Raw genomic sequence first — 26,964 nt, 5'->3', positions numbered from 1 at the left:
GCTACGTGTCAGGCGACGCTGCTCGACCCGTGCCCGAGCTCCGCCGCGAGCTGTTCGACGAGGTCGAGGAGCTCGCGCGCGCACGCATGGAAGACGGGCGCGTCGCCACCGGCGGGATCCTCGACGTCCTCCCACTCCTCGAGCGCGACGCGGTCGAGACCCAGCGCGGCGACACGTTCGCCGAGCGCGCCGGCGGTGCCCGGCAGGTCGCGGACGAGACGCTTCAACGTCCCGGTCCGGGCGGCCGCCTCGGTGTGCACGCGCCGGACGTAGTGGACGTGCTCGCGCGCCATGGCGACGACGAGATCGGTCGTCCGCAGGTCGTCGTCGCGGAGCTGCCGGCTGCGATGGCCGTCCAGCGGCACCTCGAGCGCGACGAGCGCGTCGCGGGTGCGGAAGCTGATCGGCATGCCCTCGATCACGTGCGTGCCGGCAGTCGTCACGTCGACGTGCGGGGCGCGGGTCGCGAGCATCGCGCCCGCCATGACGGAACGGGCCGCGTTCCCGGTGCACAGGAACAGCACGTGTGGGTTCGCATCGGTCACGACCTACGCGGGGCGCGCCTCGGCGCGCGCCGTCCGGCGCCGCGCGTGCTCGGGGACCCCGTCACGACGGATGCGCTCGTACACGAGGAACGCGCCGATCGGACCGGTGACGATCGCCACGACGGCGAACGTCCACGACCACTCGATCTCGCGTGCGATCAGCAGGACCATCCCGCTGAACGCGAGGAAGATCATGCCGTGCAGCGACCCGAACAGGACCGTGCCGATGCGGTTGCCGCCCAGCCAGAACACGAGCAGACCGACGTAGGTGATCCCCTCGACGAGGCTGACCCACTTCAGCGCGTCGGCTTTGCGCTCGAGCTCGGTGCTCGTGTCGTCCGCGAAGTCGGGCACGCCCGAAGAATAGGGGAGGGCCCCGGGTAGGGTGGCACCGCAGGAAAGAGAGTGGCATGTCCGTGCGGCAGTGGCGTGTGACGGATCTGTACGCCGTGCTCGGGGTGTCCCCGCGCGCGTCCGAGGACGAGATCGACGCCGCGTTCCGCGAGCTCGCGAAGCGCTGGCACCCCGACCGCTGCGGCGGCGACCCCGTCGCGACGGAGCGCTTCAAGCACATCACCGCCGCGTACGACGTGATCGGCCACCCGGAGCGACGCGCGCGATACGACCACGAGCGCGCGCTCGCGGCCGACGTCGTCGCGGACGTGGCGGTCGCGCCCCCGCGACCGCGGCCGGCCCGCGACGGCGACGGGGCGGGACCGCGGCGACCCGTCGCCGACGAACCGGCCCGATCGGAGCCCACGTGGAGCGACACCACGTCGTGGGACCGTCCCGAACCCGAGTGGCGGCCACCGGTCACGTACGTGTCCGAGCGGCGGCCCCGGCGCTTCCACCCCGCGCTCGTGCTCGCGGCCGGCGTCGTCTGCCTCGTCGGCGGGCTCCTCCTCGGGGGGTGGCGTCTGACCGTCGGGCGGGCGGGCTCGAGCTTCGGTGCGCGCGCGACCCGCACGACGGGGACGATCGTCCGTCAGGACGGCCACCGGGCGGTCGAGTTCCGGACGACGACCGGCGCGACCGTCGTCACCCGTCCCGGGGGCGCCCCGAGCGACGACGTCGGGTCGCGGGTCACCGTCGTCTACGACCGGGCCGTCCCGTCGCGCGCCGTGGTCGACCACGACTCGACCGCGAAGGAGATCACGATCTGGATCGCGGTGATCAAGCTCATCGCGGGCGGGGTGATCCTCATCGTGGTGTCGCGCTCGAAGCGGCTCCGTGCGTGGATCGTCAGCCACACCCGTCGCCAGCACGTACCTGTCCGCGCCTGACCGTTTGCGTCGCCCGCGCCCGTAGGTGACGATGTGTCAGATTCGCGCGGCGCGCCGACACGCGCCCCCGCCCGTCGTCCTGGAGGTCCCGATGATCGACTACGTCGTCCGCGGCGCGACGGTCGTCGACGGCACGGGCGCGCCCGGTGTGCGCGCCGACGTCGGCGTCGACGGTGGACGGATCGTCGCGGTCGGTGACGTCGACGACCAGGGCCGGACCGAGCTCGACGCCGACGGGCTCGTCGTCACGCCCGGGTTCGTCGACCCGCACACGCACTACGACGCGCAGCTCTTCTGGGACCCGAGCGCGTCGCCGTCGAACATCCACGGTGTCACGACGATCGTCGGCGGCAACTGCGGCTTCACGCTCGCGCCCATCAAGGCCGAGGACGCCGACTACATCCGCCGGATGATGGCGAAGGTCGAGGGCATGCCGTTGCCCGCGCTCGAGCACGGCGTCGAGTGGGACTGGTCCAGCTTCGGCGAGTACCTGGGCCGCATCGAGGGGAACCTCGGCGTCAACGCGACGTTCCTCGTCGGACACTGCGCGCTCCGCCGCTACGTCATGGGTCCCGACTCGATCGGCAACGCGGCGAGCGACGACCAGGTGCGCGAGATGGTCCGGTTGCTGCACGAGTCGATCGACGCCGGCGCGCTCGGCTTCTCGTCGTCGCAGTCCTACACGCACTCGGACGGCGACGGGAACCCGATCGCGTCGCGCTTCGCGTCGACGGACGAGGTGCTCGCGCTCTGCGAGGCGACGGGCGAGCACCCCGGTACGACGCTCGAGTACATCACTGACGGTTGCCTCGACCAGTTCTCCGACGAGGAGATCGCGCGCATGGCCGAGATGAGCGCACGCGCGCGCCGCCCGTTGAACTGGAACGTGCTGACGCTCGACTCGAAGTCACCCGAGAAGGCCGCGCACCAGCTGTCGGCGTCGGACGCCGCGGCTGCGAAGGGCGGGCGGATCGTCGCGCTCACGATGCCGACGCTCGTCCCGATGAACATGAGCTTCCGCAACTACTGCGCGTTGTTCATGCTCCCCGACTGGGGTCCGATCATGGCGCTGCCCGTCCCCGAGCGGATCGCGAAGCTGCGCGATCCTCAGACCCGTCGCTTCATGGACGAGCGCGCGCACTCGCCGGAGGCGGGTGTGTTCCGCCGCCTCGCGAGCTGGGGCAACTACGAGATCGGCGACACGTTCTCCGCCGCCAACGAGGGGTTGAAGGGGCGGCGGATCCACGAGCTCGCGGCCGAGCGGGGCCAGGAGCCGTTCGACACGTTGCTCGACGTCGTGATCGCCGACGACCTCCGCACGATCCTGTGGCCGATCCCGTCCGACGGCGACGACGCGAGCTGGAAGCTCCGGGCCGAGACGTGGAACGACCCACGCGTCCTCATCGGCGGGTCCGACGCCGGCGCGCACCTCGATCGCATGCTCGGGTCGCAGTACACGACGTCGTTCCTGCGCGACTGCATCCGCGGCCGCAAGCTCGTCTCGATGGAGCGCGCGGTGCAGCTCATGACGAGCGAGCCCGCGAAGCTGTTCGGCCTGCGCGACCGCGGACGGATCTCGGTCGGCGCGCACGCCGACCTCGTCGTCTTCGATCCCGAGACGGTCGGTGCCTCGAAGGCGCGGCTCGTCGAGGACCTGCCCGGCGACTCCGCACGACTGTTCGCCGACTCGACGGGTGTCGTGCGCGTGCTCGTCAACGGGGTCGAGACCGTCGTCGACGACCGGCCGACCGGTCAGCTGCCCGGGTCGTTGCTGCGCTCCGGTCGCGACACCGACACGGTCGCGACGAGCTGACGCTCAGCTCGCCCGCGCCGTGGGCGTGAACCGGACGGGCATCGACTCCAGACCGCTGATGAAGTTCGCCTCGCGGCGGGGGAGCGGGGCGTCCGTCGCGAGCTCGATGTCGGGAAGACGGGAGAGGAGCTGCTCGAAGAACACCCGCATCTCGAGCCGGGCGAGGCTGTTGCCGAGGCAGAAGTGCGCGCCGAACCCGAACGCGACATGGTCGTTCGGCTGCCGCGTCGAGTCGAAGCGCTCGGGGTCGTCGAACGTGCGCTCGTCGAAGTTGGCCGACTCGTAGAGCAGCATGATCTTCTGACCCGCGCGCAGGTCGGACCCGTGGAACGTGACGTCGCGCGTCAGGGTTCGGCACATGTTCTTGATCGGGGACACCCAGCGCAGCATCTCCTCGACCGCGACCGTGATCCCATTCGGGTCGCGCGCGAGCCGGTCGCGTTGTGCGTGGTCGCGCAGCAGCTGCTCCATGCCGCCGCTCAGCACGTGACGGGTCGTCTCGTCGCCGCCGACGAGCACGAGCAGCGACTCGTGGACCGTCTCGTCCTCGTCGAGCCGGTCGCCGTCGACCTCGGCATGGACGAGCACGCTCATGAGGTCTTCGGTCGGGTGCTCGCGTCGTGACGCGATCACGTGGCGGGCGTACGCGTCGTACTCGCCGAACGCCTCGCCCGCGCGCAGCAGCATCTCCTCGCTGATGTTCCCGCCCTGCGCGCTCACCATGTCGTCGGACCAGCGCAGCAGCTTGTCGCGGTCCTCGGGCTCCACCCCGAGCATGTCGCCGATGACGATCATCGGCAACGGTGCGGCGAGCTCCCGAACGAAGTCGCACTCGCCGCGCTCGCAGACGTCGTCGATGAGCTCGTTGCAGAGCGCGCGGATCTTGTCCTCCTGCTCCCGGACGCGCTTCGGCGTGAACCCCCGGTTGACGAGCTTCCTCCGCTGCCAGTGCGCGGGATCGTCCATGTCGATCATCATCGGCAGCGGACCGTTGTCGGGACGGATGCCGCCCGCGCTCGAGAACGTCGCGGGATCCCTCGACGCGTCGAGCACGGCGGCGTAGCTCGCGGCACCCCACACGCCGTTGCGCTCGTCGAAGTAGACGGGCTCGTTGTCGCGCATCCACTTGTAGACGGGGTGCGAGTCGCCGGCGTAGAGCCGCCCGTCGAGCAGGTCGATCGAACGGCGCGTCTCGGTCGTCATCGGGCAGGAACCTCGTACCTAGCGGGAGGGGTCGTCATCTTGGCGCACGGGCAGTCGTGCGCGCCCGTTCGACGGGGAACGCTTCCACTCGTGGCCGCGACGGCGACGGCGACGACACCCGCACCGGCGACGGTGCAGCCGCACCCGCGGCGCTGGTCGGTCCTCGGCGTGCTGTGCCTGAGCCTGCTCGTCGTCGGGCTCGACAACACGATCCTCAACGTCGCGCTCCCGAGCCTCGTGCGCGACCTGCACGCGTCGAACACGCAGCTGCAGTGGATCGTCGACGCGTACACGATCGTGTTCGCGAGCGCGCTGCTCGTCGCGGGGAGTCTCGGCGACCGCTTCGGCCGGCGCGGCTGCTTGCTGATCGGGTTGCTGATCTTCGGCGCGGGCTCGGCCGCGTCGGCATTCGCGGGAAGCGCCAACCAGCTCATCTTCACGCGCGGCGTGATGGGCATCGGCGGCGCCCTCATCATGCCGGCGACGCTGTCGATCCTGACGAACGTCTTCCCTGCGGAGGAGCTCGGGCGCGCGATCGGCATCTGGGCCGGTGTGTCGGGACTCGGCGTCGCGATCGGCCCGATGGTCGGGGGGTGGCTCCTCGACAACTTCTGGTGGGGATCGGTGTTCCTCGTGAACGTGCCGATCATCGTCCTCGCGCTGATCGCGGTCGTCGTGCTCGTGCCCACGTCGCGCGACCCGAGCGCGCCTCCGCTGGACGCGCTCGGGTTCGTGCTGTCCGCCGCCGGGATCACCGCACTGCTCTTCGGGATCATCGAGGCACCGACGCACGGATGGTCGTCGACGCCGATCCTCGTCGCGTTCACGATCGGCGTCGTGCTGGTCGCCGCGTTCGTGCTGTGGGAGATGCACACCGAGTACCCGATGCTCGACGTGCGCTTCTTCCAGAACCCGCGGTTCAGCGCGGCATCCGTCGCCGTCACGCTGGTGTTCTTCGCGATGTTCGGGTCGCTGTTCTTCCTCAGCCAGTACCTGCAGTTCGTGCTCGGCTACGACCCGTTGCAGGCCGGCATCCGCACGCTGCCGGTCGCGGTCGCGCTGATGGTGGCGGCACCGACCAGCAGCGTCCTCGTGCGCAGGTTCGGCTCGAAGCTGGTCGTCGCGGGTGGGCTCGCGGTCGTCGCGGTCGCGCTCGCGTTGCTCACACGGGCGACGGCGACGTCCGGCTACCCACTCGTCGCGGTCGTGCTCCTCGTCCTCGGTCTCGGGATGGGGACCGCGATGGCACCCGCGACCGAGTCCATCATGGGGTCGCTCCCACCTGAGCGGGCCGGCGTCGGTTCGGCGGTCAACGACACGACCCGCCAGCTCGGTGGCGCGCTCGGTGTCGCCGTGCTCGGGAGCGTGATGCAGAGCGCGTACGTCGCGCGCGTCGACGCCGTCCCCCAGCTCCACGAGCTCCCACCGGCCGCGCTCTCGGCCGTCCGCAGCTCGGTGGGCGGCGCGGCGGAGGTCGCCGCGCACCTTCCGGCCCAGTTCCGCGAGCAGCTCGTCAAGCTGGCCAACGAGGCGTTCGTGCACGGCATGACACGCGCCGTGATCGTCGGCGCGGTGATCGCGCTGTGCGGTGCGCTCGTCGCGCTCGTGTTCCTCCCGGCACGGCCGGTCGCGGCGGCCGAGGCTCCCGCGGAGCTCGACGAGCTCGTGGTTGCGACCGCGCAGGCCATCCCGACCGAGTCGCCGCGTCGGCGCGTCCTGTCCGCGACCGTCGACCTGCTGAAGGAGGCGGGGTTCTCGAGCTTGAACTTCCACGCGGTGTCGACGAAGGCGGGCGTCAGCACGTCGACGCTCGAACGGATCTGGAGCTCGAAGGTCGACCTCGTCACCGCGGTCGTCGCCGAGCTGTCGGAGCGGCTGCCCGTCCCGGACACGGGTTCGGTACGCGACGACGCGATCGCGTACCTCGACGCGCTCGCGTCGCTGTTCGCCGCGCCGTGGGCGCCGGGCGTGATCGCGGTGCTCGTCGGCGAGGCCGGCCGCCATCCCGACCTCGCAGCGCGGCTGCGCACGTCGGTGATCGGACCGCACCGCGCCGCGCTGATCGACGCGCTGCGACGCGGTGTCGCCCGCGGCGAGCTCGCGCCCGACACGGACGTCGGCCTCGTCGGGGACGTGCTCGTCGGCCCCCTCTACTACCGGCTCCTCGTCACGGGCGAACCGGTCGACACCGCACGCGCCGACGCGCTCGTCGACCATGCGTTCCGCGCCAGCGCGGTCGCCGCGGCGCCGCGACCGGACTGACCTCAACTCGTGTCGTCCTTGGGCCGGTTCTTCGGGTGGTCGGGATGGTCGGGCGGGACCATCGGTCGTTTGCCGCTGCCGTCCACGAGTGCCCAGCCTTCGCGGTGCTTCAGGTCGTGATGGAAGCCGCACAGCGCGTCGAGCTCGGCGAGCTTGGTGTGCTTCGTGTTCGCCCATGGTTCCCGGTGGTCGAACTCGATGCGGGTGCGCGTGCAGCCCTCGACGCTGCAGCACGGTGACTGCCACAGCAGCGCGATCTTCTGGGCGACCCTCGGCCCGCGCCCGAGGTGGGTGACGTTGGCGACGTCCGCGCCTTTGGTGACGACGAGCTTGAGGATGCTCTCGCCCAGCAGCGTCCGTGCCGTGGTGACGGGGACGGGTCCGAGCCCGGCGATCTCGCAGAGCTCGTCGCCCGCGGTGGAGCCGCGCAACAGCGCCTCGTAGTCGAGGCGGAGGATCGATAGGTACGACGGGCAGCGGTGCTTCGTCTTCGGCGTGTTGTCGGTCTCGTCGGGCTGCTGATCCTGCTCGCGGAACACGCGGACGAACGCGTCGAACACGTACGCGTCGCGTTCCTCGCGGCGTCCTTCGCGGCGCGCGGCGGTGAACTCCTCGTTGACGAGCCCTTCCAGCACTCGGGCGACGCGGCTGCCGTCGCGCACCGTCCCCATGGCGTTGAAGTGCCAGCGGCCTTCCTCGTCGGTCCACGACCGTGCCCGCCGCTGCGCGTGGATGCGTCGCTCGGTCGCTTCCGGATCGGGGTCGCCGTTGGCGCGTTCACGTCCCGCGGCGTCGCGCAGCTCCGCGACCGTCGTGGTCCTGGCCTTGTCGAGCAGGCGCCGTTCCGCGGCCGGATCGCCGTTCGCACCCGCAGCGACGAGCGCGGCCTGGGTCGGCGAGATCTCCCCGTTGCGCATCGCGGTCTCGGTCGCGGGATGCTGGTCGAGCTGCTTGGACAGCTCCAGCTGCCGCTTCGCCGCACCGGTGTTCGTCCCCGACTTCTTCGCCATGCCCTCGGCGGCGTTGCGCTGCCCGCGCCGGCGCCACGTGCCGGCCTCCTCGACACGTCGCGCGAGCAAGGTCTTCGCGTTGGCGGCGTGACGCTCGATCTTGTCGAACGCGTCCCACATCGGCTCCGCGTCGCCGAGCGCGACCGCGTCCGGTTCGAGCGCGCGCAACAACGCGGCGACCCGATCACGTTCCTCGCGCACCTCGGCAACATCGAGCACGGGTTCAGTATGAACGAAGGGTGTGTCACTCAACGGCGCTGCGATGCGCGATCAATCCCGGTAGACGGGAGTGCGCTGCTCCTTGCGGGCCCGGACGGCCTCTTCGAAGTTCTCGGTCGTGAGGCGCACGTACAGCTGCGCGTGTGCCTCGTGGTCCATGTGCGAGAACAGGCTTCCCGCGTCGAGGCTCGACCACAGCAGCCGCTTCGTGCTCTCGACGCCGATGCGACTCCATCCGATGATCCGTTCGGCGACGTCGTAGCACGCGTCGAGCAGGCCGTCGTGGGCGACGGTTCGTGACACGAGCCCGATGCGCTGCGCTTCCTCAGCGTCGACGTCGCGACCCGTCAGCATGATCTCGAACGCGCGGGACGACCCGATCGCGCGCGGGAGCAGGTAGCTGATGCCGAGCTCGCTCGACGTGAGGCCGTTGTTGATGCCGGCAGCGCGGAAGTACGCGCGCTCGGACGCGATGCGGATGTCGGTCGCCGTCGCGAGGCAGAACCCACCGCCGATCGCGGCGCCGTTGATCGCCGCGATGACGGGTTGGTGCATGCGGCGCAGGCCGAGGATCACGTCGTCGAGAAGATCCATCGAGCGGTGCGCGATCGTCGTGCGCGTCAGCCCGCCGATGTTGGGAACGTGACCCGAGTCCTCCAGGTCGGCTCCCGAGCAGAAGCCGTGCCCGGCGCCGGTGAGCACGACGACGCGCGTGTCGTTGTCGGCACTCACCTCCTCGAGCGCCTCGCGCAACGGGACCATCACGTCGAACGCCATCGCGTTCATCCGCTCGGGACGGTTGAGCGTGACCAGCGTGACGTGCGGGCGCGGCTTGTCGATCAACACGAATGACATGCGGGTGACGCTACCCCGGCCGTCGAACCCGACGTTCGGGCATGCTGTCGGCCGTGCTGTCGGCCGTGCGCGAGCACCTTCCGGGACGGCACCGCCTCGTTCGCGTCGCGGCCGGCTGCGTGTGCATCGTCGTGATCGGTCTCGTGGTCGCGTCCTACCTGCTGTTCGTTCGTGCGGGCACCGGCGTACCCGCACACGCCGATGCCGTCGTCGTACTCGCCGGTGGGCGCGGGGAACGGCTTGCACGCGCGCAAGCGCTGATGGCTCACGACGTCGCGCCGACGATCGCGATCTCGAATGGCGCGTGTGGCGCTCGGCGCCCCTATCGCATGATCTGCTTCCGGCCCGAGCCGCAGACGACGCGCGGCGAGGCCGAGGCGATACGAGGGCTCGCGCGCGCCAACAACTGGCGTCGCATCGTCGTCGTCACGTCGAGGTATCACGTCGCTCGCGCGCGCATCCTCGTGCGGCGCTGCTACAGCGGACACACGAGCTTCGTCGGCGCGACGCCGCGTGACGGCGTCGTCGGCTGGGGGAAGCGCATCGTCCACGAGTGGAGCGGGCTCGCGAAGGCGCTCGTCGTGCGCGGCTGCTAGTGCCACGTCAGGGAACGTTTCCCCTCTCGCCCTGGTACCCCTGCACTGGGCTGCCACCACGGGGCTCGTGGGCGGCGGCATCCGCGAGGCCGAGAGCGCCATGACCGCCGCCGAGGCCTGGTGGTCGCGCGGGGCCGAACTGTCGACGTAGTCCGGCGGGAGCGCTGTGCCGGCTGGAGTTCTAACGCTCGAGAACTGCACGGCATCGCTCGGGTCTGCTCAACTGCCCCAGATCGCCGGCTCAGGGCCAACGCCGAACGTCGCAAACGTCGCGGGTCACTCGATCTCGCACGTCAGCACCTCGCCGTCGTCGCTCATCTCGGCGCGGAACGCGTGCGTCACACCGTCGTGGACGACCGTTCCCGAGACCGTGTTCCCGTCGACGTCGTCCGACCGGACGACGACGCCGTCACCGAGGCGCTGCGCGAGATGCGCGGCCAGGCCGGCGAAGGCGTCGGCTCACAAGCCTCATCAGAAGTGGTACCAGACGCCCTCGATCTCGCGGTCCGTGTCGCCCCAGGTCGACCCGCACAGCGCGCACGGGTCACCGGCGGCCAACGCGCTCCTCCTGCTCGAGGGCGCCCGCGAGCTCCCACATCGCGTCCATCATCTTCCGCAGACGGTGCATCGACTCGTCCAGCACGCCGAGCACCTCGTCCGCACGTTCGGCCGGCGTGTAGCGGGCGATGATGTCGACCGTCTCGCTGCCGTGCCCCGCGTCCGCCTCGTCGCTCACGCGGAAGAACTCGAGCGCATCGGGAGCGATCCCGGTCGCGGCCCACGGGTCGGGCGCGAGCCCGGTCCCCTGCGCGAGCCCGTACGCACGCGGGAGCGCGCGGTCGCCGAGGATCTCCAGCCCGTTGATCGCGGTGAAGCCCAAGAGCCAGTCCGGTTGGCGGGCCATCTCCCACCACCACGCGAACGCGTCGCGCGCCGCGCCACTCGACTCGTGGGCCTCGATCGTCGACCGGTCGGATCCCGCGCCCGTCCCGAGACGGATCAACAGCTCGTAGTGGTTGGTGCCCGCCGCCGGATCCCGCACGACCTCCGACATCAGGTTCTCGACCTCGAACGCGATCACGTCGAAGTGCGGGCAGTTCGACACGACCGCGCCCACCCAGCGAGGGAACCGGCGCGAGAACTTCGTCCACTCGTAGACGAAGGCGCGCGCGACCGCGGGTGTGGGCGCCGTCGACATCACACGCACGATCTCGGGCGGATGCCGGAACCAGCCGTCGACGACGGCCTCCTCGACGCGGCGACGCACCGCGTCCGCGGTCACCGCTTCACCCGCGTCGCACGGGTCGCGCCCGTCTCCGCCAGCTCGCGGAGGAGCGCGGCGAGCTCGTCGACGCCGACGCGCTCCTTGGTCACGTTCCGGTTCAGCCACATGACGTGCGCCCCGTCACTGCGCGCGGCCTGCTCGGTGAGGTGCGCGGCGAGCGCGCGGTGGCCGTCACGGCCGTCGACGCCGCACACCGGGCACCGCATGCCGCCATCGTACGGCCGGGGTGATCCGCGTGGCCGGGCGGCGCCGAACTGACGGTGGGGCAGGGGCCGGCTCGCGCGCGTCCGCGCCGTCCCCCCGGCGCGGGACGCGTGCGGGCGGGCTCACCTCGACGAGATGTCCCGCCTCCCGGCGCGCTCAGCCGGTCGGGATGGAGATGCCGACGCCGCCGCGGGTGTCGGCGCCGTAGCGCGCGATCTCGCCGCGGAGGTCGAGCGGGCCGATGCGCGTCCGCGCGTCGCGGGCCGCGTCGTCGAGGCGGTCGGCGGGCACGATCCACGCGACCTCGAACTCGATCCCGTCGGGGTCCTTGGCGTAGAGGCTCTTCGTCGTCCCGTGGTCCGACGCGCCCACCAGCGCGCCCGCGTCACCGAGGCGACCGGCGAGGCGCTCGAGCTCTGCGAGCGTGTCCACCTCCCACGCGAGGTGGTAGAGGCCGACGGTCGAGCGTCCCGCGGCCGAGGGGCCGGCCCCCGCGCCGATCTCGAACAGCCCGATGTCGTGGTCGTTGGTCGAGCCGGGCGCCTGCAGGAACGCGGCGCCGTGGAACCCGTCGGGCGTCATGTCGACGCGACGGAACCCCAGCACCTCGGTGTAGAACGCGACGCTGCGCGCCACGTCACGCACGTAGAGGACGGCGTGGTTCAGACGGGTGATGGGCATCGTGCACCTCGTTCGCGAGTGCGGTGGGGCCGCGCGAGGACAGTTCATCGCGCGGCCCCGGCACTGTCACGCGTCGGGACTGTCGAGGACCGCCTCGATCTCGAGCTGGATCGACACCTTGTCGCCGACCACGACGCCGCCGCCCTCGATCGCCGCGTTCCAGTTGACCCCGAAGTCCCGCCGGTTGATCTCGCCCGTCGCGCTGAACCCCGCACGCGTGCCGCCCCACGCGTCGGCGCCGAAGCCGTTCAGCTCGAGGTGCAGCGGGACCGGACGCGTGACGCCCTTGAGCGTCAGCACGCCGTCGAGCACGAAGTCGTCGCCGTCGCGACGGATGCCCGTCGACCGGTACGACATCGTGCGGTTCTCCTCGGCGTCGAAGAAGTCCGCGCTGCGGATGTGCGCGTCGCGTTGCTCGTTCCCGGTGTCGATCGACGTCAGGTCGATCTCGGCGGTCACGGACGACGCGAGCGGGTCGGACGCGGTGACGACCTGGCCCGAGAAGCGGCTGAAGTGCCCGCGCACCTTGCTGACCATCATGTGGCGGACGCTGAACTCGACGTGCGAGTGGCTGGGGTCGATCGTCCACGTGCCGGGGACGTATCCGGGGATCTGGGCGGTCGTGTCGGTGAGGGTCATGGCGGCCTCCGGTTCGGTGGTTCGGTGACGGCAATCTGATTGAGGGCTCAACCAGAACAGTTCTACCCAACCCTCTTGAGCGCTCAACCATTCCCGCTTCCCGGCGGTACCATCGGGCCATGGGTGAGGAGCCACGCTGGCTGGACAGGGAGGAGCAGCGGGCCTGGCGGGCGTTCCTGAACGCCAACCGCCTGCTCTTCGAGGTCGTCGACCAGCAGCTCCAGCGGGAGGCCGAGATCCCGCACGCCTACTACGAGATCCTGGTGCGGCTGTCGGAGGCGCCCGGCCGGCACCTCCGGATGAGCGACCTCGCGTCAGCGTCGAAGTACTCGCGCAGCAGGCTGTCCCACGCGGTCGCCCGGCTGGAGGAGCAGGGTTGGGTCCGGCGTGACAGCTGCCCGACCGACCGCCGCGGCCAGGTGGCGGTCCTCACCGACGAGGGGTTCGCCACGCTCGAGGCGGCCGCGCCCGGGCACGTCGAGTGCGTCCGCCACGCCCTGTTCGACGCGCTCACGCCGGAGCAGGTCCGCCAGCTGCGCGAGATCTCGGAGGCGATCGTCCGCGGGCTCACCGCGACCGACGCCGCGTTGGTACACGAGTCGCGCCCCTGACCGCGAGTTGTGTACCAACCGACGATGGGCGGCGGTCAGATCACGCCGTCGGCGTGGAGCTGCGCGAGCTCCGTGTCGCTCAGCCCGAGCTCGTCGCGCAGCACGGCGTCGGTGTGCTCACCCAGCCACGGCACGCGTGACTCGGGGCCCTCGGCGACCTTGCTCATCTTCACGGGGTTCCCCGGTGTGAGGACGGGCTGCGCGACGCCGTCGGTGCGCGGCATCTCGACGAGCATGTCGCGGGCGGCGACGTGCGGGTCGGCGACGATCTCCTCGTCGGCGAGGCACGGTCCCGCCGCGATCCCGGCGGCGCCGAGTGCCTCGCACGCCTCGACCTTCGTGCGCGTCGACGCCCACTCCTCGATCGCGGGCCGCAGGACGTCCTCGAGGTGGTCGAGCCATCCCTGACGCGACGCGAAGCGCGCGTCCTCGACCCACTCCGGATGACCGATCACCTCGACGAGCTTCGCGAAGTGCTGCTCGCGGCCGACCTGCACGATGAACCAACCGTCCTTGGCCCGGAAGCCGTGGAGGATCAGCGGGCCGAGATCGCCGTTGCGCAGACCCATCGACCAGAAGTTCGCGACGATGTCGGTCATCGCGATCACCGAGTCCAGCATCGCGATGTCGACGTACTGGCCCTCACCGGTGCGGTCGCGGTGACGGAGCGCGGCGAGCACCCCGATCGTCGCGAACATCGCGGCGCCGATGTCGCCGAGCGCGCCCACCGGGTTGACGATCGGCGGCGCGTCGCCGACGCGCTTCATCTCGTAGATGCCGGACATCGCCTCGGCGACGGCCGCGAACGCAGGCCAGCCCGCGTACGGCGTGTCGACGGTGTTCCCGAACCCCGACACCGAGACGTAGATGCACGAGGGGTGCACACGGGCGAGGTCCTCGTAGCCGAGACCGAGCTTGCGCATCGACCCCGCTTTCGAGTTCTCCGCGATCACGTCGAAGCGGGGCGCGAGCGCGAGGACGAGATCGCGACCACGCGGGTCGCGGAGGTTCACGGTGACGCTGCGCTTGCTGAGGTTGTTGCGGAGGAACGTCGCGCCGACGCGGCGCCCCTCGGGGTCGGTCATCGCGGGGAGGGACCCGCGCCCGCTGTCGCCCGTTCCCGGCGGCTCGACCTTCACGACGTCGGCGCCGAGCCGGGCGAGCAGCTGCGTCGCGAACGGCAGCGCCTGCATCTGCTCGAGCGCGAGCACGCGCACGCCGTCGAGCGGCTTGCCGAACCGTTGCGCGTCCGGGTTGGCGACGTCTCCGAGCCTCATATGGGTCATCCTACGAACGCGGCGGTAGCCTCCCCTCCATGCGAGGGATCTTGAGCTGGGGGACCTACCTGCCGTACCGGCGGCTCGACCGTTCGACGATCGCGGCTGTCGCGGGCACCGGGGGAGGGAAGGGCACACGCACCGTCGCGTCCTACGACGAGGACGCGACGACGATGGGTGTCGAAGCCGCGAGAGTCGCGCTGCGGTCGGCACCCGAGGTCGAGCCGGACGCGGTGTGGTTCGCCACCGTGTCGCCGCCGTACCTCGACAAGACGAACGCGACCGCGCTGCACGCGGCACTGCGGCTGCCGTCGCGCGCGTCCGCATACGACGCGATCGGTGCCGTGCGGTCCGCCGTCGGCGCGTTGCGTGCCGGCCTCGAGTCGGACCGGGCCACGCTCGTGGTCGCCGCGGACCTCCGGGGTGGGCTGCCGGGCGGTCCCGACGAGGCGGCTGGGGGCGACGGCGCGGCCGCGCTCGTCGTCGGCGACGACGGCGACGGGCCCGTCGTCGCGGAGCTGCTCGCGTGGTCCAGCGTGAGCGAGGAGTTCCTCGACCGCTGGCGCACGCCGGGCGACAGCCGCTCGAAGCTGTGGGAGGAGCGCTTCGGCGAGAACCACTACACGAGCCTGGGCATCGAGGCGTGGGAGGACGCGCTGAAGGCGGCCTCGCTGACGGCCGACCAGGTCGACCACCTCGTCGTCGCGGGGACGCATGCGCGCGCGGTCACCGCCGTCGCGAAGAAGACGGGCGTCGCGGCCGACCGCGTGGTCGACACGCTCGCGACAACCGTCGGCAACACCGGCGCCGCGCACCCCGCGCTGCTGCTGTCGGCGACGCTCGAGCGCGCCCGTCCCGGTCAGGTGATCGCGCTCGTCGCGCTCGCCGACGGCGCGGACGTCGCGCTGTTCCGTACGACCGACGCGCTCGCGTCGCACACGACGACCCGCACGGTCGCCGACCAGATCGCGGCGGGCGGCCCGATCGCGTACGGCAAGTACCTCGCGTGGCGCGGCCTGCTCCCCGTCGAGCCGCCCCGGCGTCCCGAGCCGGCGCGCCCGAGCGCGTCTGCCGCGGCCCGTTCGATCGACTGGAAGTTCGCGTTCGTCGGCTCCGAGGGTGGCGACGGGACGGTGCACCTGCCGCCCGCGCCGCTCGACCGCGACGTCCGACCGATGGCCGACGCGGCCGGAACGGTCGTGACGTTCACCGTCGACCGCCTCGCGTACTCGCCCAGCCCGCCGATCGTGTTCGTCGTGGTCGACTTCGACGGCGGCGGCCGGCTTCCCGTCGAGCTCACGGACGTCGATCCCGACGAGGTCGCGATCGGGGGACGGGTGGAGATGACGTTCCGCCGGTTGTTCACCGCCGACGGGATCCACAATTACTTCTGGAAGGCCCGGCCGGTCCGTACCGGAGGGACCGGAGAGAGAGGAGCGTCCTGATGGGCTCGCACGGGATCAAGGACCGCGTCGCGATCGTCGGCATGGGGTGCACGCGCTTCGGCGAGCGCTGGGACAAGGGCGCCGACGAGCTGATGATCGATGCGACCGACGAGGCGTTCAAGTCGGCGGGTGTCACGAAGGACGACGTCGACGCGTACTGGCTCGGTACCGCGATGTCGGGCAACAGCGGGATGACGCTCGCGATGCCCCTCCAGCTCGAGGGCAAGCCGGTCACCCGCGTCGAGAACTTCTGCGCGACCGGCTCCGAGGCGCTGCGCCAGGCTGCGTACGCCGTCGCGAGCGGTGCGTACGACATGGCGATGGCGGTCGGCGTCGAGAAGGTGAAGGACACCGGGCTCCAGGGCCTCAGCGGCGCGGGGCACGCCCCGACCGACGGCACGAACCGCACGCTCACCGCGGCCGCGATGTACTCGATGGTCGCGCCCGCGTACTCGAAGAAGTACGGCGTCCCGATGGACGAGCTCAAGAAGGTGCTCGCCCGCATCGCGTCGAAGAACCACCACAACGGCGCGCGCAACGAGCGCGCGCAGTTCCGGCGCGAGATGTCGGTGGAGCAGCTGTGCGCGATGCCGCGCGTCGCGGGCGACCTGTCCGTGTTCGACTGCGCGGGCGTCGCCGACGGGTCCGCCGCCGCGATCGTCGTGCGGGCCGAGGACGCCGAGCGCTACACGGACAAGCCGCTGTACATCAAGGCGCTCTCGATGATCGCGGGGAACGGCTCGGGATCCACCGACCCGTCCTACGACTACACGACGTTCCCGGAGATCGTGGAGTGCGCGAAGGACGCGTACGCGCAGGCGGGGGTCAGCGATCCGCGCCGGCAGCTCGCCATGGCGGAGGTGCACGACTGCTTCACGCCGACCGAGCTCGTGCTCATGGAGGACCTCGGGTTCTGCGAGCGGGGCACGGCGTGGAAGGAGGAGCTCGACGGCGCCTTCGACCTCGACGGCGACCTTCCCGTCAACCCTGACGGCGGGCTCAAGAGCTTCGGTCACCCCGTCGGTGCGTCCGGCGTGCGGATGATGTTCGAGGCGTGGCTGCAGCTCCGCGGCGAGGCCCCCGAGGAGCGGCGCATCTCGACGTACGGCAGCCGGAACCTCGCGCTCACGCACAACCTCGGTGGCTACCCGGGCGAGATGGTGTCGTTCATCTCGGTGGTCGGCACCGAGCGGGGGTGACCGCGGGCGCCGCGTCAGCGACTCGACTCGGTGGAACGTGCGAGCTGCGTCAGCAACGTGAACGTGCGCTCACGCTCCTCGCGTGAGCCGTAGGGCGCGGCGGCGAACTCGGTCACGCCGGCGTCGGCGACGGTCGTGAGCTGACGAGCGATGGCGTCCTCGTCGCCGACGACGGCGACCGCCCCGGGACCTTCCGCGCCCTCGCGGTCGAGCATCGCCCGGTACGACGGCAGCGTCCCGTAGATCGAGAACACCTTCCCGGCGCGCTCGCGTGCCCCGTCGGGGTCGTTCGTGACGCAGACGGGGAGACTGCACGCGACACGCGGCGCGCGCCGCCCGGCATCCGCGGCGGCGCGCGTGATCGACGGGACGATGTGGTCCGCGAGCGTCGCCGGTCCCGTCATCCACGTGATCGTGCCGTCCGCGAGCGTGCCCGCGAGCCGCAGCATCGTCGGCGCGAGGGCGGCGACGAGCACGTCGGGCGCGGGCGCGTCGATCTCGAGCGGGCCGATCGTGCGTGCGGTGAGCGTCTCGCCCTCGTACGACACCTGCTCGTGGCGCAGCAACGGCATCAGCGCGTGCAGGTACTCGCGCATGTGACGCGCCGGCTTGTCGAACGAGTAGCCGTACATCCCCTCGATGACGATCTGGTGCGACAGCCCGATGCCGAGCGTCAGCCGTCCGCCGCTCGCCGCTTGCACGGTCAGGGCCTGCTGCGCCATCGCGATCGGGTGGCGCGTGTACGTCGGCACGACCCCGGTGACGAGCTCGACGTCGGGCACCTGGGCGCCGACGATCCCGAGCAGCGTCAGCGCGTCGTAGCCGAAGATGTGCGAGACCGTCGCCGACGCGAGGCCCGCGTCGCGCACGGCGCGGACCTGCGCGACGACGTCGGGGATCCGGCGCGAGGTGTCGATGGTCAGGCCGTACCGCATCCCACGACCCTATCGGTGCGATCAGGTTGGTGCGCCGTGGCGGCCCGCGCCGCCGACGAAGCGGTCGACGTTCGCGCCGAGCTCGCGCGCGGCGAGCGACCGTCGTCCGTGCTCGTACTCCACGCGCAGCGCGTCGCCGAGTGACAGCCCCCACTGCTCGTAGCTCGACGCGCGGTCCTCGCGCAGGCAGGTCTGGGGGAGCGCGGCGAGCTCGTGCGCGAGCGCGAGCGCACCGTCGAGCGCGCGGCCCGGCTCGGTCAACCGGTTGGCAAGCCCGATCCGCAACGCCTCGTCACCGGACACGCCCCGTCCCGTGAGGATCAGGTCGAGCGCGTGGCTCTGGCCGACGAGACGGGGCAGCCGCACGGTGCCGCCGTCGACCAGGGGCACGCCCCACCGCCGGCAGTAGACCCCGAAGACCGCGTCGCGCGCGGCGACGCGCAGGTCGCACCACAGCGCGAGCTCGAGCCCGCCCGCGACCGCGTGTCCCTCGACCGCGGCGACGACCGGCTTCGACAGGAGCATCCGCGTCGGGCCCATCGGACCGTCGCCCTCGGCCGCGACGGTGTTGGACCGGTCGGTGCGGAAGGCCTTCAGGTCCGCCCCCGCGCAGAACGTGTCACCCGCGCCGGTGAGCACGGCGACGGCGTGCGCGTCGTCGGCGTCGAACGCGCGGAACGCGTCCGCGAGGGCGGCGGCGGTCGGTCCGTCGACGGCGTTGCGGACGTCGGGCCGGTCGATCGTCACGACCACCACCGGCCCGTCGTGCTCGACGCGCACGCTCATCGCCCAACCTCCCCGCTCCTGTCATCCGCGTCGACATCCTGCTCCGAATGGTTCGTGACGTGCGCGACCGGCAGGGTCGTGCCCGAACGAGGAGCATCACGATGTCGCTCGTCAGGTTCCTTCCCGCGTGGTTCCACGCCATCGCCGACTACGCCGTCGGCGCGCTCTTGATCGTCGTCGCGCTCGCGGTGGGCGGTTCGACGGGTGCCGTCGCGACGGGCGTCGTGGTCGGGGCGGTCGTGCTCGTGGTCAGCATGTTGACGCGCTACCCGCTCGGCGTCGTGCGTGTGCTGCCGTTCACCGTGCACTCGGCCGGTGACTACCTCGCCGCCCTGCTGCTCGTCGTCGCGCCGTTCGCGCTGAACTTCTTCGACGGTGACCGCGGCCTCGGCGTCTTCTACATCGTCGGCGGGATCGCGGTGCTCGCTGTCAGCTTGATCACGAACTACCAGTACAGCCCGAAGCGCGAGTGGAGCCCGGCGCGCACGTCGATGGCGTGACTCAGTCCGCCGACGGCTTGCGGGCCCGGCTCGGGGCGACACGCGGTGGCTCGCCGGGCATCTTCGGATAGACCGGCGGCCACGGCGCGTCCTGCAGACCGTTGGCGCGGTCGCGGTCGTGGAGGGCGAGCAGCGGGGCGAGCGACTGGGGGTCGTCCTCGAGGTCGGCCCACGGATCGCCCCGCTGCTCGACACGCGACGGGACGGTCTCCATCGTCAGCGCGTCGGGATGGATCTCGTCGAGCTCGTCCCACGCGAACGGCGTGGACACCTGTGCGCCGGGACGGGCACGGATCGACCACGCGCCGAAGATCGTCTTGTGCGGCGCGTTCTGGTTGAAGTCGACGAAGACGCGCTCCCCGCGCTCCTCCTTCCACCACGCGTCCGTGATGAGGTCGGGCCGCCGGCGCGCGAGCTCGCGGGCGACCGCGACCGCGGCCGCGCGCACCTGGTACGAGTCCCAGCGCGGCGCCAGTCGCACGTACACGTGGACGCCGCGGTTGCCCGTCGTCTTCGGTGCGCCGCGCACGCCGAGCTCGTCGAGCAGCGCCCGCACCTGGTGCGCGGCCGCGCGCACCTGCTCGAACACGACGCCCGGTTGCGGGTCGAGGTCGATGCGGAGCTCGTCAGCGTGCTCGGGATCGCTCGCCCGGCTCGGCCAGACGTGGAAGCCGAGACAGCCGAGGTTCACCGCCCACGCGACGTGCGCGACGTCCGCGACGACGAGCGCGCGCGACGTCGTCCCGTTCGGGGTGCTGACGATCGTCGTCTGCAGCCATTCGGGCCGATCGTCGGGGACCCGCTTCTGGAAGAACGACGAGCCGCCCGCGCCGTTCGGGAACCGCTGCAGCAGGACCGGCCGGTCGTACATCGCGCGCATCACGGGATCGGCGAGGCGCGCGTAGTACTGCACGACGTCGAGCTTCGTCTCGCCGCGCTCGGGGAACATCATCTTGCCGGGGCTCGTGATGCGAACCGTCCGTCCCGCGAGCTCGAGGTCGACCGACTCGGTCTTCGGCACGGCGCGCGACCGTATCCGGTCAGGTCCCGTCCAACTGACGAACCAGGGTGACGGGCGCGACGCAGCGGTACGCGTCGTGCACGATCGCCTCGATCTCGTCCCAGTCGACCGCGACGTCGATACGCACGCCGATCCAGCCTCGGTGACCCACGTACGCAGGGACGTAGAACCGCTCCGGCTCCTCGTCGACGAGCTGGCGTTGCACCCCGGGCGGCGCCGCGCAGATCAGCGCGACCCGGCCGTCGCCGTGGTGGTCGTTCCAGAACGTCGCGAACGACTTCTTGCCTCTCACGAAGAACGTCGGGGCACCGTGACTCGGCCGCTCGACGACCTCCGGGAGCGCGAGGCAGATGCGGCGGATCTCGGCGATGGGATCGCGCGGGGCCATGCACGAAGTGTGGCGCGCGCGGTACACAGTCCGGCAGAGCCCAAGGACACGTGCGGACGAAGCCCGGCCGTGGGCGGACGCCCGGGACGGCCGGGCCCGAGGGAGCGAGCGGTAGGGGGAGTGCGGGATGGCGATCGAGCCCATGGACTGGCAGCACGTCAGCCGGCGCAGCCTGCTGAAGGGCATGGCGGCGCTCGGTGCCGGGGCCGCGCTGAGCAGCTGCGGGTTCCTCCGGGGCGGCCCGGGGCGGGGACGGCCGATCCTCCCGCCCGGCACGCGACCGTTCCCCCGCGTCCCGGAGGGCACGGACATGCTCCCCCAGATCGAGCACGTCGTCGTCGTGCAGATGGAGAACCACTCCTTCGACGACCACTTCGGTGTCCTCGGACGCGGTGACGGGTTCCGCATCGGTCGCGGGGGCCTGCCGCTCGACGCGAACCCCGACACGAACGGGAACCTGATCCGCGCGTTCCACATGCCGTCGACCTGCCAGCAGCACGGGCACCCCGGCCAGAACTGGAACGCGAGCCACACGGCGTTCGACAACGGCCGCAACGACGGGTTCGTGCGGGGGAGCGGCCCGGTCGCGATGGGCTACTGGGACGGGACCGACCTGCCCTTCTACTACGGCCTCGCACGCACGTTCCCGCTGTGCGACCGGTTCTTCTGCTCCGTGCTCGCGCAGACGTACCCGAACCGTCGCTTCCTGATGGCCGGGACCGCGGCCGGCATCGTCAGCACGACGACCGCGGCGCTGTTCGCGCCACCGCCGCCGAACGGCACGATCTTCGATCGCTTCGCCGCGCACGGCATCTCGTGGCGCAACTACTACTCGGACGCGCCCTCCGCCGCGATCATCATCGAGACCGCGACGAAGTACGGCGCGACGAACTTCTCGCACGTCTCGCAATTCTTCACGGACGCCGCCGCGGGCACGTTGCCGTTCTTCTCGCTCGTCGACCCGAACTTCTCGACGCAGTCCGAGGAGGATCCGCAGGACGTGCGCGAAGGCGAGCAGTTCGCCGCGCAGGTGATCAATGCGGTGATGCACGGCCCCGGTTGGCCGAAGACGCTGCTCATCTGGAACTACGACGAGCACGGCGGCTACTACGACCACGTCCCGCCGCCGCCCGCGATCCCGCCCGACAACATCCCGCCCGACATCACCGTCCCACCCGATCTCCCGGGCGGGTACGACCGCTACGGCTTCCGGGTGCCCGCGGTCGTCGTGTCGCCGTTCGCGCGGCGCCACTACGTGTCACACCGCATCCACGACCACACGTCGGTGCTGAAGCTCGTCGAGACGAAGTGGAACCTCGGCGCGCTCACGTTCCGCGACGCGAACGCGAGCAACCTGCTCGACACCGTCGACCTCGACACGCGCCGGCCCGCGTTCCTCGACCCGCCGGTGCTCCCCGCGCCGGCGCTCGCGGGCGGGCCCGACACGTGCACGGTCGGCGACCCGGGCGGGCCGATCCCGCCGCCGGACGCCGTGTACCCGCCCGGCGATCGCGACCACCTCGTGGTGGGCGCTCACTGATCATCCCGCACGGTCGGCGCCCTACACTCCCGCGGTGCCCCGGGTGGTGGCGGTCGCGAACCAGAAGGGCGGCGTCGCCAAGACGACGACCGTCCACAACCTCGGCGCCGCGCTCCACGAGCTCGGGACGCGCGTGCTGCTCGTCGACCTCGATCCGCAGGCGTGCCTCACGTACTCGGTGGGGCTCGACCCTGAGGCGCTGCAGCTCTCGCTGCACGACGTGCTGGTCGGGCGGAACAAGGCCGAGGACGCGCTGGTGCCGGCGACGCGCGGGGGGTTGGCGGTCCTCCCCTCGACGATCGATCTCGCGGGCTCGGAGGTCCACCTCCTCACGCGCACCGGGCGGGAGTACGCGCTACGTCGTGCGCTCGAGCCGGTGGTCGCCGACTTCGACGTCGTGCTCGTCGACTGCCCGCCGTCGCTCGGGATCCTCACGATCAACGGCCTCACCGCGGCCGACGAGGTGCTCATCCCGTTGCAGTGCGAGACGCTGAGCCACCGGGGTGTCGGCCAGCTGCTCGACACGGTCGACGACGTGCGCACGTTCACACGCCCGGATCTCGCGGTCCGTGGCGTGATCGCGACGATGTTCGACGCGCGTACGCGTCACGGTCGCGACGTGCTCGCCGACGTCGAGGCGCGCTACGGCCTCCCGGTGCTCGAGCCTCCGGTGCCGAAGTCCGTCCGCTTCGCCGAGGCACCCGCGCACGGCGCGTCGATCCTCGAGCACGCGCCATCGTCGCCGGGCGCGGACGCCTACCGCTCGCTCGCCCGTTCGCTGCAGGAGGGTTGGTGAGCGTGGAAGGTCGCGACGCGCGAGGCAAGCGCGCGCTGTTCAGCGCGTCGGCCGACGCACCGGGAACGACGCGGCCGACGCGGCCGGTCGGGGATGACGCGGGCAAGGACGCGCTGTACTCGAGCGCGACGCGGCGGCCGGGGACGCTCGTCGTCGAGTGCTCGTCGTGCGGCGGTCGCAGCCGGGTCTCGTACGTCGAGTTCACGATGCGCCAGCTCCCGGTCACGCTGTGGTTCCCGTGGCGGCGACACTCCCGGCTGATGACGTGCCCGGCGTGCGGCCGCCGCACCTGGCTGGCCGCGCACTGGTTGCAGTAGAACCAAGGCAGAGGTCGAGAGCGATGCCGTACGTGAGCGGGCGCGTCGTGCACGACGCCGACGCGCACATCATGGAGACACCGACGTGGCTGCGTGACCACGCCGATCCCGCGATTCGCGACCGCATCGAGCCACTGTCGCTGTCGAGCGGCAACGAGCTGCGCCAGACGGGCGATCCCGAAGAGCAGCTGCGCGACCTCGAGGCCGCCTTCACGCGTCTGCGCGCGAAGCACGCGTCGGACGCGTACCGCGCGGTCGAGGCCGACGAGATCATGGCCCGCAAGAACTTCGCGGCGACGGGCTCCTTCGTCGCCGAGGACAGGCCGCGCGCGCTCGACCTGCTCGGCTTCTCGAGCCAGCTCGTGTTCAACACGTTCCACAACCGACGGCTGCACGACTGGGAGCACGGCGACGACGTCGACCTCGCGTACGGCGTCGCCCGCGCGCACAACCGCGGGATGCTCGAGTTCTGCTCCGTCGACCCTCGCCTCCTGCCTACGTGCTACGTCCCGCTCGCGGACTTCGACCGTGCCGCGGCGATGGCGGACGAGGCACTCGCTGCCGGCGCGGCCGCGCTGCTCGTCGCGTCCGGGTGCCCGCGCGGTCACTCGCCGAGTCACGTCGGGCTCGATCCCGTGTGGGCACGCGCGCAGGAGGCTGGCATCCCGGTCGTGTTCCACGTCGGTGGCACCGGCGACCTGATCGACGGTGACTACTTCCGCAACGGGCTCCCGATCCCGCCCGACTTCCACGGTGGCGAGGAGAACTTCCGCTCGGTCGACTACATGGGCATCCCCGGCCCGCCCGCGCAGACGCTCGCGACGATGATCTTCGACGGCGTGCTCGAGCGCTTCCCGCGCCTGCGCGTCGGCGTGATCGAGCAGGGCGCGATCTGGGTGCCGTCGTGGACACGCCAGATGGAAGCCGCGTTCGAGGCGTTCGGGCGTCACGAGGAGCGGCTGCGCGCGCTGTCGCTGCGGCCGACGGAGTACGTGCAGCGGCAGGTCCGCTTCACGCCATACCCGACGGAGGACGTCGGCTGGATCATCGAGCAGAGCGGCCCTGACGTGTGCATGTTCAGCTCGGACTACCCGCACGTCGAGGGTGGTCGCCGTCCCTTCGAGCGGTTCGAGGCGTCGCTCGGCGACGCGAGCGACGACGTTCGTCGTCGCTTCTACTGCGACAACTTCCTCGACCTGATGGGTACGGCGGCCCGCGCGCTCGCCGCGTGACCCGCGCTCATTCCGTGAAGCGCCAGACACACATGTTGTGCATGACGCTTCACAGAATCGGCGGGTAGCGTCCCGCCGATGCCCGACATGCTGACGGCCGCGCGCGCCGTCACCGACGTCGTCGAGCGCGAGGCCGCGGCGTCCGAGGCCGCGGGAACCCTCACCGCTGCGGTCGTGAACGCGTTGCACGAGGCGCGGTTGTTCCGGTTGATGACGCCGAAGGAGCTCGGCGGCGAGGAAGCGGACCTGACGACGGTCCTCGCGGTGTACGAGGAGGTGACGCGGGCCGACGCGTCGACGGGCTGGTCGCTGCTCGCCAACGCGACGACGACCGGCTTCGCGGGTGCGTTCCTGGGTGACCGCGCCGTGAAGGCGATGTTCGGCGGCGACGCCGACCCGGTCCATGCGGGCCAGTTCGCGCCACGGGGCACGTCGGTCGCGGTGGACGGCGGCTACGAGGTCGCGGGCCGCTACAGCTTCGGGAGCGGATGCGCGCACGCGGGATGGATCGGGGGCGGCACGATCGAGGTCGCCGACGGTGAGCCGGCCGTCTCGGAGCGGGGGCTCCCCGTCATCCGCGCGTTCTTCGTGCCCGCGGGGAACGTCGAGCTGCTCGGCAACTGGGACGTGATGGGCCTGTGCGGGACGGGCAGCTACGACTACGCGGTCACCGAGCAGACGGTCGACGAGGCATACACGTTCCGGCTCGTCGAGGACGAGCCGCAGCGTGGCGGGCCGCTCTACCGGCTCGGTGTCCTCGGCCTGACCGCCGTGGGCCACGCCGCGTTCGCGCTCGGCGTCGGGAAGCGCGCGCTCGAGGAGCTGGTCGCGGTGGTCGGCGGCAAGCAACGCCTTGGCGCGACGGCACCGGTGCGCGACCAGCAGCTGTTCCGGCACGACCTCGGCGTGCACGACGCCGCGCTGCGGGCGGCGCGCGCCTTCGTGTTCGAGGTGTTCGACGACGCGCAGACGACGCTCGAGCGCGGCGAGGAGGCGAGCGTGCTGCAACGGCAGCGGCTCCGTCAGGCGACGACCTACGCGACGCGCGTCGCGGTCGACACGGTGCGCTTCGCGTACACGTGGGCGGGGACGGACGCGCTGCGCACGAGTGTCCTGCAACGTTGCTTCCGCGACATGCACGCGGCGACCCAGCACGTCTTCGTCGACAACGACACGATGACCGAGACCGGTCGCCTGCTCCTCGACGTCACCGCTTCCTGAGCGAGGCGTCCTGCTCCTCGAGCGCGATGAACCGCTCCATGGCCGCGTCGACCGCGGCGCGGTCACCCGTCGCGAGCAGGTCGAGCAGCAGACCGCGGGTGACCGCGACGGCGAGGCGCGCGTCGATGCGCGCGACGTCCGGGGCGATGCCGTGGCGGCGTGCGATCTCGACGGCCGGCTCGATCCACGAGTCGACGATCCCGTCGAGGAGGTGCGCGGTGTGCGGGCGGCCCTGCAGCGCCTGGCCGTACACCTCGAAGAACAGCCGCTCGTTCGCCGCCAGGGAGGGGTCCGTGAATCGGCGCCACATGGCCCGCGTCAGCTCGGCCTGGGAGCGCGACCCGTCGTCGTCGAGGGCGGCCAGCGCCTCGCGCTGGCGCTCCTCGACCGCCTTGATGACCTCGACGAGGAGCTCCTCCTTGGAGCCGAAGTGGTAGATGAGCATGCGGTGGCTCGTCCCGAGCGCCCGCGCCAGGGCCCGCAGGCTGAGGTCGCCCATCCCGTGATCGGACACGTACGTGACCGCGGCGTCGAGCAGGCGGGCCCGGGCCTCACCCGCGCGCCGCCGGGTGGTGACCTCCGTCATGGCGCAGCACTGTACCATGTGGTACACGTACCGTCTGGTACAGCGCGATCGGAGGAGGTCCCCATGGCACACCAGGACATCGACGTGAGGGCGGAGAGCTCGGCACCGCCGGAGGACGTGTTCGCACTGCTGGCCGACGGCGCGACCTGGCCGGTGTGGTCGCCGATCGGGTCGTTCCAGCTCGAGGAGCCCGCGCGCGGTGGCGGCGAGGGCGTCGGTGCGATCCGCGTCTTCCGCACCGGTCGGACGACGTCACGCGAGCGCGTCGTCGAGGTCGTCCCGGACCGCCGGTTCAGCTACGCGCTGCTGTCCGGCATCCCGATCCGCGACTACCGAGCGGACGTCGACCTCACCCGCACGCCGTCAGGCGGCACCGCGATCCGTTGGCACTCGACGTTCACCGCGAAGATCCCGGGGACGGGCGGCATGATCCGGCGCAAGCTGCACGCGTTCATCGGTGAGTGCGTGCGCGGGCTCGCGCAACACGCAGCCGCGCGCGCGAACGCGTAGCGAGC

At 71.5% G+C, this 26,964-nt stretch carries 29 protein-coding genes; 14 read left to right on the top strand and 15 right to left on the bottom strand.

From position 1 onward, the window contains the following. Nucleotides 1-8 precede the first annotated feature (8 nt). Nucleotides 9-545, bottom strand: coding sequence for a hypothetical protein (locus tag VFC33_06285; protein ID HZR12843.1), 537 nt, complete (start codon nucleotides 543-545; stop codon nucleotides 9-11). 3 nt (nucleotides 546-548) lie between these two features. Next, a complete protein-coding gene (locus VFC33_06280; protein ID HZR12842.1) occupies nucleotides 549-899 on the bottom strand; it encodes a DUF3817 domain-containing protein in 351 nt (116 codons plus the stop codon). A gap of 56 nt (nucleotides 900-955) precedes the next feature. Here VFC33_06280 and VFC33_06275 point away from each other — a divergent pair, with 56 nt between their 5' ends. After that, the gene (locus VFC33_06275) at nucleotides 956-1,828 is read left to right on the top strand and encodes a J domain-containing protein (GenBank protein ID HZR12841.1); all 873 of its coding nucleotides are present in this window, start codon (nucleotides 956-958) and stop codon (nucleotides 1,826-1,828) included. Between the two features lie 91 nt (nucleotides 1,829-1,919). After that, nucleotides 1,920-3,641, top strand: coding sequence for a D-aminoacylase (locus VFC33_06270; GenBank protein HZR12840.1), 1,722 nt, complete (start codon nucleotides 1,920-1,922; stop codon nucleotides 3,639-3,641). A 3-nt stretch (nucleotides 3,642-3,644) separates the two neighbouring features. Here the strand turns inward: VFC33_06270 and VFC33_06265 are convergent, their stop codons facing one another. Next, entirely contained in the window at nucleotides 3,645-4,844 is a 1,200-nt protein-coding gene (locus VFC33_06265) for a cytochrome P450 (protein HZR12839.1), read from the bottom strand. Nucleotides 4,845-4,934: 90 nt separating this feature from the next. Here VFC33_06265 and VFC33_06260 point away from each other — a divergent pair, with 90 nt between their 5' ends. Continuing rightward, nucleotides 4,935-7,106, top strand: a complete 2,172-nt coding sequence (locus tag VFC33_06260; GenBank protein ID HZR12838.1) for a DHA2 family efflux MFS transporter permease subunit — start codon at nucleotides 4,935-4,937, stop codon at nucleotides 7,104-7,106. 2 nt (nucleotides 7,107-7,108) lie between these two features. Here the strand turns inward: VFC33_06260 and VFC33_06255 are convergent, their stop codons facing one another. Further along, a complete protein-coding gene (locus tag VFC33_06255) occupies nucleotides 7,109-8,335 on the bottom strand; it encodes a hypothetical protein (GenBank protein ID HZR12837.1) in 1,227 nt (408 codons plus the stop codon). 51 nt (nucleotides 8,336-8,386) lie between these two features. Beyond that, nucleotides 8,387-9,190, bottom strand: a complete 804-nt coding sequence (locus VFC33_06250) for an enoyl-CoA hydratase (GenBank protein HZR12836.1) — start codon at nucleotides 9,188-9,190, stop codon at nucleotides 8,387-8,389. A 41-nt stretch (nucleotides 9,191-9,231) separates the two neighbouring features. Between VFC33_06250 and VFC33_06245 the strand changes: the two genes are divergently transcribed. Beyond that, nucleotides 9,232-9,786: a YdcF family protein gene (locus VFC33_06245; GenBank protein HZR12835.1), complete on the top strand. Its 555-nt coding sequence runs from the start codon at nucleotides 9,232-9,234 to the stop codon at nucleotides 9,784-9,786. Between the two features lie 544 nt (nucleotides 9,787-10,330). On the opposite strand, the gene VFC33_06240 is transcribed toward VFC33_06245, so the two are convergent. The 4 genes from VFC33_06240 to VFC33_06225 all read right to left on the bottom strand — a co-directional run bounded on the left by VFC33_06240 (nucleotide 10,331) and on the right by VFC33_06225 (nucleotide 12,595). Next, on the bottom strand, nucleotides 10,331-11,068 hold the full coding sequence (locus VFC33_06240; protein ID HZR12834.1) for an iron-containing redox enzyme family protein: 738 nt from the start codon (nucleotides 11,066-11,068) through the stop codon (nucleotides 10,331-10,333). Next, a complete protein-coding gene (locus VFC33_06235; protein HZR12833.1) occupies nucleotides 11,065-11,277 on the bottom strand; it encodes a C2H2 type zinc finger domain-containing protein in 213 nt (70 codons plus the stop codon). Before VFC33_06235 ends, VFC33_06240 begins: the two co-directional genes overlap by 4 nt. Before the next feature lie 154 nt (nucleotides 11,278-11,431). Further along, complete coding sequence (locus VFC33_06230) at nucleotides 11,432-11,956, bottom strand: VOC family protein (GenBank protein ID HZR12832.1); 525 nt, start codon at nucleotides 11,954-11,956, stop codon at nucleotides 11,432-11,434. A 66-nt stretch (nucleotides 11,957-12,022) separates the two neighbouring features. Further along, entirely contained in the window at nucleotides 12,023-12,595 is a 573-nt protein-coding gene (locus tag VFC33_06225) for a YceI family protein (protein ID HZR12831.1), read from the bottom strand. Nucleotides 12,596-12,714: 119 nt separating this feature from the next. Between VFC33_06225 and VFC33_06220 the strand changes: the two genes are divergently transcribed. Beyond that, a complete protein-coding gene (locus VFC33_06220) occupies nucleotides 12,715-13,206 on the top strand; it encodes a MarR family transcriptional regulator (protein HZR12830.1) in 492 nt (163 codons plus the stop codon). A 35-nt stretch (nucleotides 13,207-13,241) separates the two neighbouring features. Here VFC33_06220 and VFC33_06215 read toward each other — a convergent pair whose 3' ends face one another. After that, a complete protein-coding gene (locus VFC33_06215; protein ID HZR12829.1) occupies nucleotides 13,242-14,483 on the bottom strand; it encodes a CaiB/BaiF CoA-transferase family protein in 1,242 nt (413 codons plus the stop codon). 38 nt (nucleotides 14,484-14,521) lie between these two features. On the opposite strand from VFC33_06215, the gene VFC33_06210 reads away from it, so the two are divergent. After that, nucleotides 14,522-15,928 (top strand): OB-fold domain-containing protein, encoded by a 1,407-nt coding sequence (locus VFC33_06210; GenBank protein ID HZR12828.1) that lies wholly within the window; start codon nucleotides 14,522-14,524, stop codon nucleotides 15,926-15,928. Further along, nucleotides 15,928-17,127 carry an acetyl-CoA acetyltransferase gene (locus tag VFC33_06205; GenBank protein ID HZR12827.1) on the top strand — a complete coding sequence of 400 codons (1,200 nt, stop codon included), beginning with the start codon at nucleotides 15,928-15,930 and terminating at the stop codon, nucleotides 17,125-17,127. Before VFC33_06210 ends, VFC33_06205 begins: the two co-directional genes overlap by 1 nt. A 14-nt stretch (nucleotides 17,128-17,141) precedes the next feature. Here the strand turns inward: VFC33_06205 and VFC33_06200 are convergent, their stop codons facing one another. Together VFC33_06200 and VFC33_06195 are read right to left on the bottom strand one after the other, a co-directional pair. Next, entirely contained in the window at nucleotides 17,142-18,062 is a 921-nt protein-coding gene (locus VFC33_06200; GenBank protein ID HZR12826.1) for a TIGR03564 family F420-dependent LLM class oxidoreductase, read from the bottom strand. Between the two features lie 21 nt (nucleotides 18,063-18,083). Then, the gene (locus VFC33_06195; protein ID HZR12825.1) at nucleotides 18,084-18,848 is read right to left on the bottom strand and encodes a crotonase/enoyl-CoA hydratase family protein; all 765 of its coding nucleotides are present in this window, start codon (nucleotides 18,846-18,848) and stop codon (nucleotides 18,084-18,086) included. 101 nt (nucleotides 18,849-18,949) lie between these two features. Here VFC33_06195 and VFC33_06190 point away from each other — a divergent pair, with 101 nt between their 5' ends. After that, nucleotides 18,950-19,348 carry a hypothetical protein gene (locus VFC33_06190; GenBank protein ID HZR12824.1) on the top strand — a complete coding sequence of 133 codons (399 nt, stop codon included), beginning with the start codon at nucleotides 18,950-18,952 and terminating at the stop codon, nucleotides 19,346-19,348. A gap of 1 nt (nucleotide 19,349) precedes the next feature. On the opposite strand, the gene ligD is transcribed toward VFC33_06190, so the two are convergent. Then, nucleotides 19,350-20,369: a non-homologous end-joining DNA ligase gene (ligD, locus tag VFC33_06185; GenBank protein HZR12823.1), complete on the bottom strand. Its 1,020-nt coding sequence runs from the start codon at nucleotides 20,367-20,369 to the stop codon at nucleotides 19,350-19,352. 19 nt (nucleotides 20,370-20,388) lie between these two features. Beyond that, on the bottom strand, nucleotides 20,389-20,757 hold the full coding sequence (locus VFC33_06180) for an MmcQ/YjbR family DNA-binding protein (GenBank protein ID HZR12822.1): 369 nt from the start codon (nucleotides 20,755-20,757) through the stop codon (nucleotides 20,389-20,391). Nucleotides 20,758-20,884: 127 nt separating this feature from the next. Between VFC33_06180 and VFC33_06175 the strand changes: the two genes are divergently transcribed. The 5 genes from VFC33_06175 to VFC33_06155 all read left to right on the top strand — a co-directional run bounded on the left by VFC33_06175 (nucleotide 20,885) and on the right by VFC33_06155 (nucleotide 25,863). Continuing rightward, on the top strand, nucleotides 20,885-22,297 hold the full coding sequence (locus tag VFC33_06175; protein ID HZR12821.1) for an alkaline phosphatase family protein: 1,413 nt from the start codon (nucleotides 20,885-20,887) through the stop codon (nucleotides 22,295-22,297). Nucleotides 22,298-22,331: 34 nt separating this feature from the next. Continuing rightward, a complete protein-coding gene (locus tag VFC33_06170) occupies nucleotides 22,332-23,093 on the top strand; it encodes a ParA family protein (GenBank protein HZR12820.1) in 762 nt (253 codons plus the stop codon). Next, complete coding sequence (locus VFC33_06165) at nucleotides 23,090-23,410, top strand: hypothetical protein (protein ID HZR12819.1); 321 nt, start codon at nucleotides 23,090-23,092, stop codon at nucleotides 23,408-23,410. Before VFC33_06170 ends, VFC33_06165 begins: the two co-directional genes overlap by 4 nt. A 23-nt stretch (nucleotides 23,411-23,433) precedes the next feature. Next, nucleotides 23,434-24,642 (top strand): amidohydrolase family protein, encoded by a 1,209-nt coding sequence (locus VFC33_06160; GenBank protein HZR12818.1) that lies wholly within the window; start codon nucleotides 23,434-23,436, stop codon nucleotides 24,640-24,642. Nucleotides 24,643-24,720: 78 nt separating this feature from the next. Beyond that, nucleotides 24,721-25,863, top strand: coding sequence for an acyl-CoA dehydrogenase family protein (locus VFC33_06155; GenBank protein ID HZR12817.1), 1,143 nt, complete (start codon nucleotides 24,721-24,723; stop codon nucleotides 25,861-25,863). On the opposite strand, the gene VFC33_06150 is transcribed toward VFC33_06155, so the two are convergent. Next, a complete protein-coding gene (locus tag VFC33_06150; GenBank protein ID HZR12816.1) occupies nucleotides 25,850-26,449 on the bottom strand; it encodes a TetR/AcrR family transcriptional regulator in 600 nt (199 codons plus the stop codon). The genes VFC33_06155 and VFC33_06150 overlap by 14 nt on opposite strands. A gap of 63 nt (nucleotides 26,450-26,512) precedes the next feature. Between VFC33_06150 and VFC33_06145 the strand changes: the two genes are divergently transcribed. Next, nucleotides 26,513-26,959 carry an SRPBCC family protein gene (locus VFC33_06145; protein HZR12815.1) on the top strand — a complete coding sequence of 149 codons (447 nt, stop codon included), beginning with the start codon at nucleotides 26,513-26,515 and terminating at the stop codon, nucleotides 26,957-26,959. The last annotated feature ends 5 nt before the right edge of the window (nucleotides 26,960-26,964 follow it).

It is taken from the genome of Acidimicrobiia bacterium, from assembly GCA_035651955.1.
Classification (GTDB): Bacteria; Actinomycetota; Acidimicrobiia; order IMCC26256; family JAMXLJ01; genus JAMXLJ01.
This window is presented reverse-complemented; position numbering and strand designations above follow the sequence as displayed.

Excerpts from the sequence above, each read along its gene's own strand:
- VFC33_06180 (HZR12822.1), bottom strand. The coding sequence starts at position 20,757 with ATGGCCCCGCGCGATCCCATCGCCGAGATCCGCCGCATCTGCCTCGCG.
- VFC33_06145 (HZR12815.1), top strand. The coding sequence starts at position 26,513 with ATGGCACACCAGGACATCGACGTGAGGGCGGAGAGCTCGGCACCGCCG.
- VFC33_06215 (HZR12829.1), bottom strand. The coding sequence starts at position 14,483 with ATGAGGCTCGGAGACGTCGCCAACCCGGACGCGCAACGGTTCGGCAAG.
- VFC33_06220 (HZR12830.1), top strand. The coding sequence starts at position 12,715 with ATGGGTGAGGAGCCACGCTGGCTGGACAGGGAGGAGCAGCGGGCCTGG.
- VFC33_06205 (HZR12827.1), top strand. The coding sequence starts at position 15,928 with ATGGGCTCGCACGGGATCAAGGACCGCGTCGCGATCGTCGGCATGGGG.
- VFC33_06160 (HZR12818.1), top strand. The coding sequence starts at position 23,434 with ATGCCGTACGTGAGCGGGCGCGTCGTGCACGACGCCGACGCGCACATC.
- VFC33_06265 (HZR12839.1), bottom strand. The coding sequence starts at position 4,844 with ATGACGACCGAGACGCGCCGTTCGATCGACCTGCTCGACGGGCGGCTC.
- VFC33_06155 (HZR12817.1), top strand. The coding sequence starts at position 24,721 with ATGCCCGACATGCTGACGGCCGCGCGCGCCGTCACCGACGTCGTCGAG.
- VFC33_06175 (HZR12821.1), top strand. The coding sequence starts at position 20,885 with ATGGCGATCGAGCCCATGGACTGGCAGCACGTCAGCCGGCGCAGCCTG.
- VFC33_06235 (HZR12833.1), bottom strand. The coding sequence starts at position 11,277 with ATGCGGTGCCCGGTGTGCGGCGTCGACGGCCGTGACGGCCACCGCGCG.
- VFC33_06200 (HZR12826.1), bottom strand. The coding sequence starts at position 18,062 with ATGCGGTACGGCCTGACCATCGACACCTCGCGCCGGATCCCCGACGTC.
- VFC33_06190 (HZR12824.1), top strand. The coding sequence starts at position 18,950 with ATGTCGCTCGTCAGGTTCCTTCCCGCGTGGTTCCACGCCATCGCCGAC.
- VFC33_06225 (HZR12831.1), bottom strand. The coding sequence starts at position 12,595 with ATGACCCTCACCGACACGACCGCCCAGATCCCCGGATACGTCCCCGGC.
- VFC33_06210 (HZR12828.1), top strand. The coding sequence starts at position 14,522 with ATGCGAGGGATCTTGAGCTGGGGGACCTACCTGCCGTACCGGCGGCTC.
- VFC33_06270 (HZR12840.1), top strand. The coding sequence starts at position 1,920 with ATGATCGACTACGTCGTCCGCGGCGCGACGGTCGTCGACGGCACGGGC.
- VFC33_06150 (HZR12816.1), bottom strand. The coding sequence starts at position 26,449 with ATGACGGAGGTCACCACCCGGCGGCGCGCGGGTGAGGCCCGGGCCCGC.
- VFC33_06195 (HZR12825.1), bottom strand. The coding sequence starts at position 18,848 with ATGAGCGTGCGCGTCGAGCACGACGGGCCGGTGGTGGTCGTGACGATC.
- VFC33_06275 (HZR12841.1), top strand. The coding sequence starts at position 956 with ATGTCCGTGCGGCAGTGGCGTGTGACGGATCTGTACGCCGTGCTCGGG.
- VFC33_06250 (HZR12836.1), bottom strand. The coding sequence starts at position 9,190 with ATGTCATTCGTGTTGATCGACAAGCCGCGCCCGCACGTCACGCTGGTC.
- VFC33_06230 (HZR12832.1), bottom strand. The coding sequence starts at position 11,956 with ATGCCCATCACCCGTCTGAACCACGCCGTCCTCTACGTGCGTGACGTG.
- VFC33_06245 (HZR12835.1), top strand. The coding sequence starts at position 9,232 with ATGCTGTCGGCCGTGCTGTCGGCCGTGCGCGAGCACCTTCCGGGACGG.